The organism is Micromonospora sp. WMMD812 (assembly GCF_027497215.1).
Taxonomy (GTDB): Bacteria; Actinomycetota; Actinomycetes; order Mycobacteriales; family Micromonosporaceae; genus Micromonospora.
Genome location: NZ_CP114904.1, coordinates 2,493,005 through 2,507,567, shown reverse-complemented (window position 1 = coordinate 2,507,567; position 14,563 = coordinate 2,493,005). Strand labels below are relative to the sequence as shown.

The 14,563-nt window shown below is 73.2% G+C and carries 12 protein-coding genes and 1 riboswitch; of the genes, 5 read left to right on the top strand and 7 right to left on the bottom strand.

Annotated elements, in window-relative coordinates; genetic code table 11:
• Positions 1 to 148: 148 nt before the first annotated feature.
• From pseI to O7603_RS11315, 3 genes are all read right to left on the bottom strand, one after another.
• Complete coding sequence (pseI, locus tag O7603_RS11325) at positions 149 to 1,201, bottom strand: pseudaminic acid synthase (protein WP_281575661.1); 1,053 nt, start codon at positions 1,199 to 1,201, stop codon at positions 149 to 151.
• 133 nt (positions 1,202 to 1,334) lie between these two features.
• Positions 1,335 to 2,474: a glycosyltransferase gene (locus O7603_RS11320; protein ID WP_281575660.1), complete on the bottom strand. Its 1,140-nt coding sequence runs from the start codon at positions 2,472 to 2,474 to the stop codon at positions 1,335 to 1,337.
• An 89-nt stretch (positions 2,475 to 2,563) separates the two neighbouring features.
• Positions 2,564 to 3,889 (bottom strand): polysaccharide pyruvyl transferase family protein, encoded by a 1,326-nt coding sequence (locus O7603_RS11315; protein ID WP_281575659.1) that lies wholly within the window; start codon positions 3,887 to 3,889, stop codon positions 2,564 to 2,566.
• A 288-nt stretch (positions 3,890 to 4,177) separates the two neighbouring features.
• Between O7603_RS11315 and O7603_RS11310 the strand changes: the two genes are divergently transcribed.
• The 5 genes from O7603_RS11310 (at position 4,178) to O7603_RS11290 (ending at position 9,318) form a co-directional block, all read left to right on the top strand.
• Positions 4,178 to 5,506, top strand: a complete 1,329-nt coding sequence (locus O7603_RS11310) for an acyltransferase family protein (RefSeq protein ID WP_281575658.1) — start codon at positions 4,178 to 4,180, stop codon at positions 5,504 to 5,506.
• A 91-nt stretch (positions 5,507 to 5,597) separates the two neighbouring features.
• The gene (locus O7603_RS11305) at positions 5,598 to 6,017 is read left to right on the top strand and encodes a hypothetical protein (RefSeq protein ID WP_281575657.1); all 420 of its coding nucleotides are present in this window, start codon (positions 5,598 to 5,600) and stop codon (positions 6,015 to 6,017) included.
• A gap of 137 nt (positions 6,018 to 6,154) precedes the next feature.
• Positions 6,155 to 6,925 (top strand): hypothetical protein, encoded by a 771-nt coding sequence (locus tag O7603_RS11300; protein WP_281575656.1) that lies wholly within the window; start codon positions 6,155 to 6,157, stop codon positions 6,923 to 6,925.
• A 285-nt stretch (positions 6,926 to 7,210) separates the two neighbouring features.
• Positions 7,211 to 7,352, top strand: a riboswitch (cyclic di-AMP (ydaO/yuaA leader).
• Between the two features lie 230 nt (positions 7,353 to 7,582).
• Positions 7,583 to 8,425, top strand: a complete 843-nt coding sequence (locus tag O7603_RS11295) for a C39 family peptidase (protein WP_281575655.1) — start codon at positions 7,583 to 7,585, stop codon at positions 8,423 to 8,425.
• 146 nt (positions 8,426 to 8,571) lie between these two features.
• Positions 8,572 to 9,318 (top strand): alpha/beta fold hydrolase, encoded by a 747-nt coding sequence (locus tag O7603_RS11290; protein WP_281575654.1) that lies wholly within the window; start codon positions 8,572 to 8,574, stop codon positions 9,316 to 9,318.
• 61 nt (positions 9,319 to 9,379) lie between these two features.
• On the opposite strand, the gene O7603_RS11285 is transcribed toward O7603_RS11290, so the two are convergent.
• From O7603_RS11285 to O7603_RS11270, 4 genes are all read right to left on the bottom strand, one after another.
• Positions 9,380 to 11,095, bottom strand: coding sequence for a CDP-glycerol glycerophosphotransferase family protein (locus tag O7603_RS11285; RefSeq protein ID WP_281575653.1), 1,716 nt, complete (start codon positions 11,093 to 11,095; stop codon positions 9,380 to 9,382).
• Positions 11,096 to 11,137: 42 nt separating this feature from the next.
• Complete coding sequence (locus tag O7603_RS11280; protein WP_281575652.1) at positions 11,138 to 12,646, bottom strand: bifunctional cytidylyltransferase/SDR family oxidoreductase; 1,509 nt, start codon at positions 12,644 to 12,646, stop codon at positions 11,138 to 11,140.
• Positions 12,647 to 12,791: 145 nt separating this feature from the next.
• Positions 12,792 to 13,613, bottom strand: coding sequence for an ABC transporter ATP-binding protein (locus O7603_RS11275; protein ID WP_281575651.1), 822 nt, complete (start codon positions 13,611 to 13,613; stop codon positions 12,792 to 12,794).
• Complete coding sequence (locus O7603_RS11270) at positions 13,606 to 14,502, bottom strand: ABC transporter permease (RefSeq protein WP_281575650.1); 897 nt, start codon at positions 14,500 to 14,502, stop codon at positions 13,606 to 13,608. The genes O7603_RS11275 and O7603_RS11270 overlap by 8 nt, the downstream gene beginning before the upstream one ends.
• Positions 14,503 to 14,563: the final 61 nt, after the last annotated feature.

The window sequence follows — 14,563 nt, the reverse complement described above, 5'->3', positions numbered from 1 at the left end:
GGTGGGGGCCGGGGGAGACCGGGGCGGGGTCAGTGCCGTCGGAGCGACCGGGGGGTGTGGGCGCCCCGACGTCGCTGACCCCGGTCGCGCGCCACGGGCGCGGGGCCCGCGGCCGACCGGCGCCCCGGCCGTGCGGCCGGGGGCGCGGTCAGATCAGGTCCCAGCTCAGCGGGGTGCCGCGCGGGACGTCGGTGGCGAAGGTGCGACCGAGGACCCGGTCGATCTCGACCGGAGGCAGGCCGCCCGCCGGCCGGATCGACCGGACGTTGCGCTCGGTCACCGGGTCACCGGCCCGCACGTCCTCGACCACGAAGAGCGAACGGCGGAAGCGCAGCCCCTCCCGCTCGGCCGGGGTCGGGCCGACCACGGTGCCGCCGAGCGCCGCGTACGCCCGCTCGGACTCGACCACCAGCGCCGCCAGCTCGTCCGGGTTGAGGGAGAAGTCCGAGTCGACGCCCCCGTCGGCGCGGTCCAACGTCACGTGCTTCTCGATGAAGCAGGCGCCAAGCGCCACCGACGCGACCGGCACCCCGATGCCGGGGGTGTGGTCGGAGAGCCCCACCGGCACGCCGAACGCGCCCGCGAGCACGGGGATCCGGCGCAGGTTGCTGTCCTGCGGCGGCGCCGGGTAGGACGCGGTGCAGGCGAGCAGCACGATGCCGCCGGCGCCCCCCTCGCGGGCGGTGCGCACCGCGGCGTCGATCTCGGCCATGGTGGCCATTCCGGTGGAGATCACCATGGGTTTGCCGGTGCTCGCGACGAGGCGGATCAACGGCAGGTCGACCAGCTCCGACGAGGCGATCTTGTACGCCGGCGCGTCCAGCGACTCGAGCAGCTCCACCGCCGTCGCGTCGAAGGGGGAGGAGAACACGGTCAGGCCGTGCCGCCGGGCCCGCTCGAAGATCGGCTCGTGGAACTCGTACGGGGTGTGCGCCTTCTCGTAGAGCCGGTAGAGGTTCTCCCCGCCCCATAGCTCGTGCCCGCCGGAGATGCGGAACGCGGGGGTGTCGACGTCGATGGTGATCGTGTCCGGCCGGTACGTCTGGAGCTTGAGCGCGTGCGCGCCGCTCGCCGCCACGGCGTCGACGATGGCCAGCGCCCGGTCCAGGTCGCCGTTGTGGTTACCGGACATCTCGGCGACCACGAAGGGTCGCTCCCCGGCACCGACCGCGTGCGGTCCGATCTTCATTGTCGCCGTCATACCGACCTCTGCTCAGTTGCCTCCGCACCGGAGTGCGGTCCTACCGTCGTCGTCCACCGCGGGCGGGAACGACCTGGAAAACGAGGGCGCCGGGAGCCGACCCGGCTCCCGGCGGGGATGGTGTCGCGAGGTGTCACCGGGCGCCGTGGCCCGCCAGCACGTCGTTCCGGCTGCCCTCGGCCGCCCCGTCGCCGGCCGGCCCGCCGTCGTCGCCGGACCCGCCCGCCGAGTCGCCGGGAGTCCCCGCCGGGCGCCGCAGCCGGCCGGCCACCCGGTGGGCCTGCCGCAGCGCAGCGTACGCGAGGTAGTCGTTGCGCCCGACCAGCCGGTGCTTGAGGCCGGCCACCCCGGCCGGGGCCGGGTAGCCACCGGACGGGAGGTAGCGGCGGTAGTGCTCGGCGACCCGCGCGAAGAAGGGCCGCCGCAGGTGCGGGTGCAGCCGGTCGTCGTTGCCCACCACCACCAGGTAGTGGTTGATCATCAGCTGGAACAGCTCGGTCTGCAGCGCCTCGTCCGGGTGCCGCCGGCGTACCCAGTCCATCAGCCGCTCGTACTGGTCGAAGGCGTCGAAGTGCCGCCCGCTGCGGGTCGAGGTGATGGCGCCCTGCCGGCCCTGGCGGTAGAGGTAGCAGACCCGGTCCAGCACCGAGATCTTCTCCGCGCCGATCAGCAGCGGGTGGCTGAACGGGATGTCCTCGTACCAGCCGGGGAAGAAGCGCAGCTCCAGCTCGTCCATGAAGGCCCGGCGGACCACCTTGTTCCAGGCCGTGTGCTGCACCTTCAGCAGTTGCGGCTGGTCGGAGAGGCGGACCACGCCGGAGACGCCGTGCAGCAGGTGGCTGCTCGCGTCCACCTCGCGCCGGCCGTCCTCGTGGACCCGGAGGTGGTCGAGCATCAGCACGTCCGGCTCGTGCTGGCGCAGCCGGTCCAGAACGGTGGGGATCGTCCCCGGCGGAAGCCAGTCGTCGCTGTCGACGAACCAGACGTACCGGCCGGTGGCCACCTCGAGGCCGGCGTTGCGGGCCAGCCCCAGACCCACGTTGGTGGTCAGGTGCACGGTCCGGATCCCGGACCGGCCGTCGGCGTACGACCGCAGCATCTCGCCGCACCGGTCCGGCGAGGCGTCGTCCACCGCGATCAGCTCGACCGTGTCCGCCTCGCCCGCGGGGATGTCCGCCCGGATCGATTCGAGGCACTGGTAGAGGTAGGCCTCGACGCCGTACACGGGCACGACGATGCTGAGCAGCGGTGGCAGGGACGGATCATTGACCACGCCGCCACCTTTGACCCTTCGGGTGGACGGACCCGGAACCTCACATGACCGGCGGAGGTGCAGTCACTGAACAGCCGCCCATCAGAAGGTTAACGATTGAGGATGCGGCGGACCGGTCCGCCGACCGCCCGCTTGACCCGGGCGCGCAGTCGCTGCTGCTCGAGGGTCTCGACCTCGGTCCGCAGGTCCTGGTTGCGGTCGCGCAGCCACCGCACCCGCTCCAGCAGCACGTCGGCGCCGCTCGCGGCGGCCGGGCGCACGGCGGGCGGGAACGTGGTGGCGTGCACCTGCTCGTCGAAGCGGGTGGCGCTGTCGCCGTCGGCGAAGGCGTGGCCCAGGTCGTGCTTGGCGAGGAAGGCCAGCATGGTCTCGAACCGGGCCTTGTGCCCGTTGTTCAACGCCGTGTAGTCCGCCTCGGCGTACAGGTCGGCGGCGTCGACGTCGGCCGGCACGTCCTTCATGATCCGGTGCGGGATGTCGAAGTACCGGGCCAGTTCCAGGGTGCGCGAGTCGTGCGCGAACAGGTAGCCGGGTGTGCCGGCGATCAGCGCCGTGATGGTGCCGTGGATCCGGGTGCCGAAGGCGAAGTCGAACCCGGCGAGGTAGTCCATCCACGTCCACGGGTCCAGGAACATGCGCACCTTGTCCTCGACGAAGAGGGGATGCGAGGTGTGGATCGGGATGGCGCTGGTCTTGCCCCGGTCCTCCGGCGCGTCGCCGTAGAGCAGGGTGCCGAGGGTCTTCAGGTCCTGCGGGAGGTAGCGCAGGTTCGGGTACCGCGCGTGGTGGGCGGTGACGATCTTCGCCATCGACTTCACGTACGGCGAGATGGTCAGCGCGACGCGGTCGTGCGGCTCCAGCGTGTCCTTGCGCTTCTCCACCCGCAGGCTGTCGCCGTGCAGGAACATCGACGGGCAGCCGATCACGTCGACCGCGGAGAAGCCCAGGGTGCGCAGGTAGCTCTCGGTGATCTCGCCCCGTACGCCGATGGTGTGCGAGCGGTCCAGGACCGCCCGGACGAAGCGGCTGACGACGTCGTCGATCGGGCGCAGGTACTCCCGGTCGCCCTTGACGTCGGTCTGTACGCCCACCCCGAGCACCACCACCGGGATCTTCAGCCGCTCGATCAGCTTCGTCATGGTGACGATGCGGTGCGCGTAGCTGCGCCGGAACGCGTTGGCGAGCGGGATGACGTACACGTCGTACCGCTCGTTGATCTTGTCGGCGTCCCGCAGGTCGATCTTGAACTCGGTCGAGGTGATGTCCGCCGTGGCGGTCCGCAGCAGTTTGTGCGCGGCGTGGCTGAACACCAGGTTGCCGTTGTTCTCGCCGATCCAGTTGTGCTCGAAGGCCTCCTCCGGCGAGTAGACGTCGAAGGGGCCCTTTTTGGCCCGCATGAGGATCCGCTGGTGCATCGGGTTCGCCTCTCGTCCGTCCGTGACGGCGTTCCGCACCGGACACCGTCCCGACAGGGTCTGGGAGGCAGTCATCGATCACCTCCAGGTCCCGAGATATTAGGCCACGCGACAACTCCCGCACACCCGCGCGCCACCGTCGTCCACCCGGCCGACCGGCATCCCCGAAGCGGCCGGGTAGGGTGCCCGAACGGACGGCATCGATCGGGACCGGGCGGCGTCCCGGCCCGGTCAGCGAACCGCGGGAGGAGACGACGTGCTGGTGACGCGGCGTGCGGGGGGTCGGGCATGACGGGTGCACCCACGGCGGCGCCGCCGGAGCAGCCCGCCCGCGGTGGCCCGCGGCCCGTCCGGTTGCCCTCGCTCACCGGGCTGCGCTGGATCGCCGCGCTGCTGGTCTTCGGCTTCCACGCCGGCACGATGCGGATCATCGCCGAGCCCGACTACCAGGGCGTGGTCGGTCACGTGTTCACCCTCGGCCTCTCCGGGGTGCAGTTCTTCTTCATCCTCAGCGGGTTCGTGCTGGTCTGGTCGGCCCGGCCGGGGGAGCGGCGGCGGGACTTCTGGCGCCGCCGGTTCGCCAAGATCTACCCCAACCACCTCGTGCTCTGGGCGCTCGTCCTGCTGGTCGGTCTCTGGTTGGCCGATCCGGTGAACCCCGGCGCCGCGGTGCAGAACCTGCTGCTCATCCAGGCGTGGAACCCGACGCCCGGCTACTTCTACAGCGTCAACACGGTCAGCTGGTCGCTCTCCTGCGAGTTCTTCTTCTACCTCTGCCTTCCGCTGGCGCTGCCGTTCGTGCGCCGGGCCCGCCCCGGGCTGCTCTGGGCCGTGGTGGTCGCCGTGCCGCTGCTGATCCTGGCGCTCTGGCCGGCCCAGACACTGGTCCCCGAGGCCGACCGCTGGTGGTTCACCCAGGTCTTCCCGCTGACGCGGTCGCTGGAGTTCTGGATGGGCGTGGCCGCCGCCGAGCTGATGCGCCGCGGCCGCTGGGTTGGACCGCGGCTCCCGCTCGCCACCGTCCTCTTCGTCGCCACCTGGGTCGTCGCCTCCGGCTGGATCCGCGCCGAGTTCTGGGCCGCGCTGCTGTCCGTCGCGTACGTCCTGGTCATCGCCGCGGCGGCCGACGCCGACGTACGTGGCCTGCGCTCGCCGTGGCGGTCCCGGACGATGGTCTGGCTCGGCGAGGTGTCGTTCGCCTTCTACCTGGTGCACGTCTTCGTCATGATGACCGTGCTGCGGCTGACCGGTGACTGGGGCGGCGGCCTGCCCGGGTGGTGGGGTCCCGCCGTCGTCCTCGGGTTCCTGCTGCTGAACCTGCTGCTCGCCGGAGTGTTGCACCGCTACGTCGAGACGCCGATGATGCGCCGGCTCGCGCCACGCCGGTCCCGCCCGACCGGCGGGCCGGGCACGGTCCCGCTCGGCACGGCCGGGCCGCCCGCCGGCTCCGGCGAGTCGGCCACGCCGGCCCGGACGCCGGCCGCGCCCGCCGATCCGGCCGAGTCGGGGGTGTCGGGCCGGACGCCCACCGACCAGGCCGGCCCGCCCGCCGTGCCGGCCCCTCGCGGGGGAGTCGTCACAGCCGACGAACGGGCGGCGTACGCCGACACGCGCTGACGCCGTCCACGCTGGTCGGAGCCCTCGGCGCGGCGAATCCGACACGCCCGGCACCGATGCGACGAGGCGGCACCGACGGTAGCGTGGTCACGTGCTTCCCGTCGCGCTCACCTGTCCCCTGTGGTGGGTGGCGCGGTGGGCGACGCGGCTGCTGACCAGCCTCGCCGTCGCCGGCGCGCTGACCCTCGGGGCGGCGACGGCACCGGCGGCATCGGCGGCACCCGAGGCGCCGCCGGTGACTGTCGGCGGGCGACCGTCCACACCCGGCGGTCCGCTGCCGTGCGCCAGTGTCGAGCTGGCCCGCACCGCCGGTCCGGGCACGGCGGTCCCGCCGCACGCGCCGGCCGACGCCCGGCCCGGCGTGGTCCACGCCCAGGTCGACGCCCTCCCCGGCGGGCTCCCCGCGGTGGCCGCCGCACCGGCACCGGCGTCCGCCGTCGCGGCCCAGCAGCGGGCGCCGCACGCGCCCGCCCCGGCCGTCCGGGCGCCGCGCGCGCCGCCGGCCGCCTGACCCGTCCGCGGGAACGTTCTCCCGCCGTACCTGTCGAACCCTGCCCACCGCACCCCCGGCCTCCCTCGTGCTCCGCACCCGCCCGAGCGCCGGTGGTCGTGCGGTTCCCCCGCATCCGCAGCCCGTGAGGTGCCGCCATGGAGAAGACCGTTCTCTACCAGTTTCTGATCGAGGTGCCGCAGGCCGCCGCCATCTGGTCGGCCCTGCTGGTGCTCGCGCTGACCGTGCTCACCGTGCTGGCGGCGCGCCCGCACCGCGACCGCCCGGACGACGGCCCGTCCGCCGGGGGGCCGAGCGACCGGGAGCTGGCCGAGACCGAGGCCGCCGACCTGTCCCGGTACGCCGAGGAGGTGGCCGTCGCGGCGGCCGGGGCCGCGCAGACCGCCCGTCGCCGCCGGGCCGACTGGCTGGCCGCCCAGACCGACGCCGAGCGGGCCTGGGCGGCGTACGACGCGGCGGAGAGCGCTGCCCGGCGGTTCGCCGGCGCGGCTGCCCTGCCGACGCCTCGGACCCCCCGCACACCGGCCGAGTACGCGGCGAGGGAGCGGTACCTGCACCGGGCTGCCACGGCCGCGCACTGGCGCGGGGATCTGACCCTGCGGCAGCTCGGTGACGTGTTCGGCCACCGCAACGGCTGGGACGCCCGCCGGCACCCGGTCGAGCAGGAGGTGCTGCTGGCACGGATGCTCCGGGACGGCAGGCGGGCCGACTACCGGGCCGCGGCGGAGCGGGAGCGCGCGGCGTGGCGGGCCGCGGAGTTGGCCGCCGAGGCGGCACGTAGCCTCGCCGCCGAGGCGTACGCGGCGACGGCCCGCCTTCGGCCGCTCCGGGTCCCGGCGGCCCGCCGGGAGCCCGCGGCACCGCGCCCGGCCGCCGCGCGGCGTTGGCGTCCGGCCCGGGTGGGTTGACGGCGGGGATGTTCCGTGAGCCCGGTCACAGATCGGTGGAAACGGTCAGCCGGTACAGGGCGCACCAATTCCGGGCCGATTCCGGCGAGGTTGCCGACGACCCGTCCGGTTGTCGCCCTCGGGTGCCACGAGAACTGCCTGTCCCATTGAGGCACGACAGTGTCCGTACGCACGGAAAAGATTTCCATGATCGACGTTTACGCAGGTGAGATGGGGTTGGCAGGGTGAGTACCGACCAGTAGTGTCGGCCCGTCCGGTGCGGTAATCGATCGCAAGAGGCGACGCCGCGCCGACCCGCCTAATCGTGATCCACGAGCCGGGGACCCATAAGTACGTCCGGGGTGAATCCGCGAGCCACAGCCCGCGGTAGGGCGATCTTCCCGCCCGAATCCGTCAGCTAACCCGGTAGGCGGTGTCGGAAGGAGTTCCATCCTCGTGCAGCACCCTTTCATCCCCCGCTGGTCCCCGCCCCTCCACGGCATCGCGGTGCCGACGCTCGCCCGTCCCGTGACGGCGAGCTGATCCCGGCAGCCGCCCTTTCCGCCCGGGCCACCGGGCGCTTCCCCTGAGCGGTCCACCACCCGCGGACGACGTCCGCGCGGTCGCGCCTGCCCATGTCCCGGCTCCGGCGCGGTGCACCGCTCTCCCCCTGAGCCCGTGGAGGATCTTGTGAAGCACACCCTGAAGCGCCAGCTTCGCCGTCTCGCCACCCAGCGTCCGTTCCAGGTCGTCGCGGCGTCCGCCGCGGCGCTGGTGATCGCGTCCAGCACCGGCGCGCTGCTCAGCACCGCCGACGACGCGCCCGCCACCCAGCAGGCCTCGGCCGCCGTCGCCGAGCTGCGCAGCGACACCGTCGCCTCCCGCGGCCAGGAGCGCACCACCCCCTCGGCCAGCGGCTCCCCGTCGACCAGCGCCCCGTCGTCGAGCGCGTCGCCCGCCGCGAAGAAGGCCGCCGACCCGGACCTGACCCGCAAGCCGGAGCCGCCGAAGCCGCCGGCCAGCAAGATCCTGGACTACGACTACCAGGCGCAGACGACCTACTTCTACTGCGGCCCGGCCGCCACCCGTAACGCGCTCAGCGCCGCCGGCGTCGACCGGAGCCAGGACGACCTGGCCGCCCAGCTCGGCACCACCGAGATGGGCACCAACTCCGCCGAGGACACCACCCGCGTGTTGAACGCCGTCGTCAAGGGCAACCCGTACCGGACCCGGATGTTCCCGAACGCGCCGAGCCCGGCCCAGATGGACCAGCTCCAGGCCGACGTGGTCAACGCGATCACCGACGGGCGCGGCGTGGTCGCGAACATCGTCGGCGACGCCACCGACACCAACGGTGGCTGGCACTCCTTCTCGGGCGGGCACTACATCGCCGTGGTCGGCTACCGGGACAACGGCCGGACCGTCAAGATCGCCGACTCGGCGAACCCGGCGCTCCCGTCGTACTGGATCACCACCATCGACCTGGCGAACTGGATGACCAGCCGCGGCTACTCCGCCTGACCGTCCGCGCCTCCGTCGGGCGCCGGCACCCCGCACGGGGGCCGGCGCCCGATGTCGTTTCCGCGCCGCCCGATGTCGGATGCGCTACCCGCCATCTGCCGGCCGCCTCTCGCCCGACGCGCCGGCCCGGTGGCAGACTGCGGTTCATGGTCGATGACACCCGCGCCCGCGCCGACCGCCCGCCCGTCCTGGTGCTCCTGCACGGCATGGGCGCCACGGGTGAGGTGTGGCTGCCCTGGGCGCCGCTGCTCGAACGTTGGTGGCCGGGCCGGTGGCTGGCGCCGGACCTCGCCGGCCACGGCTGGGCGCCGCCGCTGCCGGGGTACTCCTTCGCCGCACTGGCCGACCGGGTCGCCACCGCGCTCGCGCCGACGGACCGCCTGGTCGTGTTGGGGCACTCGCTCGGTGGGGTGGTCGGTCTGGCCCTGGCCGCCCGCGCCGGCGGGCTGCCCGTGGACGCGGTGATCGGCCTCGGCATCAAGGCCGTCTGGTCGGAGGCCGAGCTGGCCAAGGCCCGCGACCTCGCCGACCGCCCGGTCACCTGGTTCGCCAGCCGGGACGAGGCGGCCCGCCGCTACCTGCGCGTCTCCGGCCTGGCCGGGCTGCTCGCCCCGGACCACCCGGTGGTCGAGGGCGGGCTGCGCCAGGTCGACGGGCGGTGGCGGCTGGCGATGGACCCGGGGGCGTTCGCGGTGGGCGAGCCGAACCTGCCGGCCCTGCTGGCCGCCACGGACGTGCCGGTCCTGCTCGCCCGGGGCGAACACGACCCGATGGTCACCGACGCACAGCTCAAGGAGTTGGGCGTGCCGGTGGCCACCCTGCCCGGGCTCGGGCACAACGCCCACGTCGAGGACCCGGCCGCGGTGCTCGCGCTGGCCGACCCGTACCGCTGAGCCGCGCCCCGAGCCGGCGGCCACCGCTCTGCGGCGGCCGCCAGCTCGGGGAGGCGACGGCTCAGGCGGTGGGGGACAGGGGCGCCGCGTCCGGCTCCACGGGCGGGGCGATCCGCGGGGCCGGCGGGCTCCAGCCCGGCTCCAGCTCCCGCCGTGCGGCGTCCAGGAACGCGTCGGCGTACGACGCGGCCGGGAAGTCGCCGAGGTAGCGCCGCCGGGTGGCCCAACGCTCCGGCGCCAGCGGGTCGGCGCCGAGCAGCCGGTCCAGCACCTCATCCAGATTGGTCATGTCCCGGCGCAGCACGTAGCCCGCCCCGGCCAGCGGGAACCGCTCGGGGAACCGGTCGCCCTCGGCACCCATGTCGGTCACCGCGAAGGGCTTGCCGGAGTACAGGTAGTCCGAGATCACCCCGGAGACGTCGGAGATCAACGCGTCCGAGCGGTTCACGCACTCCACCAGGCTGAGATCCCGGCTGGCGGCCGCGCCCCAGACGTGCGGCCGGCCGGTCCGCGCGCGGTCCGCCGCCAGCAGCTCGGTCAGCCGGCCCAGCTGTCGGGCCGAGGCCGGGTTCTGGGCGGTGTACGGGTGGGCGCGCAGGATCACCGTCGCCCCCCGGTCGAGCAGTCGCCGCAGCAGCGGTTCGGCCACCGGCAGCGAGCAGTAGTCCGCGTCGGCGTGGTGCCCGGTCCAGGTCGGGGTGTAGAGCACCGTCCGGGGCGCTCCGGCGGGCAGCGGCTCCGGGCGTACCCCGATGGACTCGACCTGCGGGCGGCCCACCACCACGAACTTCTCCGCCGGGATGTCCACCCCGGCCCGGGCGTAGCGCTCGATCGCCGCCGGCCCGGCCACGAAGATCCGGTCGAAGATCGCGGAGACCGGGTTGGCGCTCGGCGCCTTGTCGCTGTCGCCGTGGTGCAGCTGGATGTGGGTGAGCTGGGTGAACCGGATGCAGTGGCTGTTCTTGGCGCCGTGGTTGACGTAGAAGGCCACCTTCAGGCTCGGCGCCAGCGCCTCGTCCATCGCGCGCAGGGTCGGGCAGTAGACCACCGGCGCGGTGGTCGCCGCGGCGACCGGGGCCAGGAACTCGGGCTCGCGGAGCAGCACCACGAACGGCCGGCCGATCCGTTCCAGGTACGGCAGCCACATGGTGACCTGGTACTCCGACCCGGGCGGGGCGGAGAAGTAGAGCAGGAACTCGGGCTCGTGCCGGCGCAGCGCCCGACCCACCGCGCCGCCGCCGGCGGGTGGCCGGAGCCGGCGCCGGGCCAGGTCGAGCGCGACCGCCCCGGCCCCGGCACCGACCAGCAGGGCCGCCACCAGGGCGACGACGGCCGGCAGGGTCGCCGCGGCGGCCAGCGCGACGGCGGCGAGGAGCCCGAGCAGCACGCCGCCGAGGTGCGTGGCGACCAGCGGCGCCCAGGACCGCACCGGCAGGTTGGCCGCGCGGATCTCCAGGTTGCCGGCCTGTCGCAGCGGCCCGACGAGCAGCACCAGCCCCAGCAGCACCAGCGCGGTGGCGGCCAGCGCGGGGTCGAATCCGCCGTCCAGCCGCCGGGCGTACCCGACCAGGACGGCGGCGGCGATCAGCGTCGTCTCGGCGGCGGTGTCCGCACCCGGGCGGATCCGCCGTTCCGCGGCGGCGGCGCCGAGGGCGGCCACTGCCAGCGCCAACCCCCAGCCGGTCGCCCCGGTGAGGGCCACGACGAGGAAGGCCAACACGGCCAGCCCGATGCTCAGGCAGCGCGCGATCAGCTTCCGGACCAGGTCACCACGCATGTCGCTCCGTTCACCGCCGTCCCTGCCGCAGACGTCCGACCGTCAGCCGACCGCCGCCGCGGCGGCCCCGGCCTCGGCCGGCGTCGCCTGTGCCGGCACCGCCGGCGGGGCCTCGCCCGGTGCCCGGCGTACGTCGATGACCTGCCCGGTGAGCGCCGAGATGAGCACGTCGAGCGACGCCTGGGCGACCGCCTCGGCCGAGAGGAGGGTGTGCTCCGGCTCCTCGCCGAAGGCCCGCGTGCGCATCGGGGTCGCGGTCCGCTCGGGGTTGACGCAGTTGACCCGTACGCCGAGCTCCGCCCACTCGTCGGCGAGCGCCTGGGTGAGGTTCACCAGGGCGGCCTTGGTCGAGGAGTAGAGCGCGTACCGGGCCCGGCCCCGCGTGTACGAGCTGGAGGTGTAGAGCAGCAGCTGGCCCCTGGTCTGCTGGAGGTAGGGCAGGGCCTGCCGGGCGACGATGACCGGGCCGACGAAGTTGACCTGGAGCACCCGGTCCATGGTCTCCTCGTCCATCTCCGTCAGCGCGCCCTTCTCCAGGATGCCGGCGGTGACCACCACGTGGTCGATCCGGCCGGTGGCCTCGAAGGCGGTCTTCAGCGCCGCCTCGACGTCCTCCGGGCGCTCGACGTGGGTGCCGGTGCTGGAGCGGCTGAACGGGAAGACCTGGGCGCCGAAGCCCCGGGCCAGCTCGGCCAGGTCGTGGCCGATGCCGTAGCTGCCGCCGAAGATCACGATCGTCCGACCGGTCAGCTCCTCGCGGTAGCTGCGGTGGTCGGCCAGCCGGGGGGCCTGCGCGGCGGCGAGCTGGAAGAGCTTGTCGGCGAGGTGCACGTCGACCGGGTGGGTGACCTTGATGTTCTCGTCCGAGCCGTCGATCACCTTGATCGGGGTGCCGGGCAGGTAGCGCAGCACCACCCCGCAGTCGTCGGTGGCGGCGAAGTTCGGGTCGCCCTCGGCCCGCCGGTAGGCCTCGCGGATGGTGCCGGAGCGGAACGCCTGCGGGGTCTGGCCGCGGCGAAGCGAGGAGCGCACCGGGATGTCGGTGATGCAGTCGTCCTCGTCCACCTGGATGATCGTGTCCGCGGACGGGATGGCCACGTCGACCGCGGAGTAGGTCCAGAGCGCGTTCACGCACTCCCGCACGATCCGGTTGCTGACCAGGGGTCGGACGGCGTCGTGGAAGAGGATGTTGCAGTCGCCCTCGCCGACCGCGTCGAGCGCGATCCGGGTGGTGGCGTTGCGGGTGTCGCCGCCCTCGATCACCTTGGTGACCTTGCGGAAGCCGGCCTTGTCGACGATCTGCCGGGCGTCGTCCACGTGGCCGGTGGCCATCAGCACGATGATCTCGTCGATCTCCGGCGCCGCCTCGAAGACGGCCAGGGTGTGCTCGATGATCGGCTTACCGGCGATCTTCAGCAGCTGCTTCGGGATGCCGAGCCCGAGCCGGGTGCCCGTGCCGCCGGCCAGCACCACCGCCACTGTCCGCGAGGGCCGCCACGGTGCCGGGTTCTCCGGTGCGGCGTCCGGGCCAGTGGTGTGGTCCTGCGTCATTGCCGATCCTCACTCTCGGGGGTGCGTTAACAAAAGGTTCCGCCCAGGCGGCGACGGGATGAACCTTAACGCGCCAAGCTCCGCACCCCAACGAGGGCGGCGGGCCGGGCGGCATCTGTGTCGATGCGCCCGGCCCGCCGTGAGGTCACTTGCCGTTGGCGAACGCCTCGTACGCCCGGATCACCTCGTCGGTCGGGCCGTCCATCCGTAGCACGCCCGATTCCAGCCAGATCGTCCGTTCGCACGTGTCCCGGACCGAGGAGAGCTGGTGACTGACCAGGAAGACCGTGCCGGCGCTCTCCCGCAGCTCCCGCACCCGCTGCTCGCTGCGCTTGCGGAAGCCCTTGTCACCGGTGGCGAGCGCCTCGTCGATCAGCAGCACGTCGTGCTTCTTCGCCGCGGCGATGGAGAAGCGCAGCCGGGCGGCCATGCCCGAGGAGTAGGTGCGCATCGGCAGCGAGGCGAAGTCGCCCCGCTCGTTGATCCCGGAGAACTCGATGATCCCTGGGGTCTCCCGCTGCACCTCGGCGGGGGACATCCCCATCGCCAGGCAACCCAGCGTCACGTTGCGCTCGCCGGAGAGGTCGTTGAGCAACGCGGCGTTGACCCCGAGCAGCGAGGGTTGGCCCTGGGTGTAGACCGCGCCGCGGTTCACCGGCAGCAAACCGGCGATGGCCCGCAGCAGGGTCGACTTGCCCGAGCCGTTGCTGCCGATCAGGCCGATCGCCTCGCCCCGGTACGCGGTGAAGGTGACCCCCTTGACCGCGTGCACCTCCCGGATCTCCGGCGCCGAGGTGCGGGTGACGATCCGGCGCAGCGCCGCCACCGGGCTGGTGCCGCCGCCGGCGGCCTTGTGCACCCGGTAGATCACGTGCGCGTCGTCCACCACCACGGTGGGGATCCGCTCCGGCGCCGCCGGAGCAAGCGTCAGTGTCGCGTCCGTCGACGCCTCGAACTGGTCAACCACGGCCGTACTCCTGTTCGCCGCGCCAGAAGTAGAGGTAACCCCCGACGCCCATCACGATCGCCCAGCCCGCCGCCACCAGCCAGAGCTGGGGCAGGGACGAGTTGAGCACCGGTGCCTCCTCCAGCAGCGCCACCCGGGCCAGCTCGATGTAGACCAGCATCGGGTTGAACTCGACCAGCTTGGTGGCCCAGCCGGGCAGGTTCTCCTCGAAGAGGGTGACGCTGTAGAGCACGCCCGAGCCGTACATCCAGGCGCGCATCACGAACGGCATGACCTGCCTCAGGTCGGCCACCTTCGCGCCCATCCGGGCCACCGCCATGGTGAGCCCGGCGTTGAAGACCGTCTGGAGCAGGACCGCCGGCACCAGGATCAGCCAGCCGAAGGTGATCGGCTCGCCGGTCACCAGCACGATCGCGATCAGCACCACCATCGAGCCGAGCAGCTGCTGGAACTGGGTGACCGTGACGGCGAGCGGCAGGCTGGCGCGGGGGAAGTGCAGCGCCCGGATCAGTCCGAGGTTGCCGCTGATCGCCGTGGTGCCGTTCTGTACCGCGGTCTGGGTGAAGTTGAAGATGAACAGCCCGGTGCACAGGTACGCGATGAAGTTCGGGATGCTCCTCTGCTCCAGCACCAGGCCGAAGATCAGGTAGTACACCGCCGCGTTGGTCAGCGGGGTGAGCACCTGCCAGAGCTGGCCCAGCTTCGCGTTGCTGAACGAGGCGACCAGCTTCGCGTTCGCGTACGTGGCGATGAAGTGCCGGTAGTGCCAGAGCCGCCGGCTGTACTCGGCCAGGGACGGTGGCGCGTCGGCGACCCGCAGCCCGTAGCGGGCGGCCAGCTGCGCCTGCGTGAGGCCGGAGTCGGGATCGGCCAGCGCGGTGTTGGCCATGGGATGTGGCGCTCCGATCTTTCGAGTCAACGGGATGCGCGCGACGATGGTCCCGGGCGTG

Excerpts from the sequence above, each read along its gene's own strand:
- pseI (WP_281575661.1), bottom strand. The coding sequence starts at position 1,201 with ATGACGGCGACAATGAAGATCGGACCGCACGCGGTCGGTGCCGGGGAG.
- O7603_RS11315 (WP_281575659.1), bottom strand. The coding sequence starts at position 3,889 with ATGCACCAGCGGATCCTCATGCGGGCCAAAAAGGGCCCCTTCGACGTC.
- O7603_RS11310 (WP_281575658.1), top strand. The coding sequence starts at position 4,178 with ATGACGGGTGCACCCACGGCGGCGCCGCCGGAGCAGCCCGCCCGCGGT.
- O7603_RS11300 (WP_281575656.1), top strand. The coding sequence starts at position 6,155 with ATGGAGAAGACCGTTCTCTACCAGTTTCTGATCGAGGTGCCGCAGGCC.
- O7603_RS11290 (WP_281575654.1), top strand. The coding sequence starts at position 8,572 with ATGGTCGATGACACCCGCGCCCGCGCCGACCGCCCGCCCGTCCTGGTG.
- O7603_RS11285 (WP_281575653.1), bottom strand. The coding sequence starts at position 11,095 with ATGCGTGGTGACCTGGTCCGGAAGCTGATCGCGCGCTGCCTGAGCATC.
- O7603_RS11280 (WP_281575652.1), bottom strand. The coding sequence starts at position 12,646 with ATGACGCAGGACCACACCACTGGCCCGGACGCCGCACCGGAGAACCCG.
- O7603_RS11270 (WP_281575650.1), bottom strand. The coding sequence starts at position 14,502 with ATGGCCAACACCGCGCTGGCCGATCCCGACTCCGGCCTCACGCAGGCG.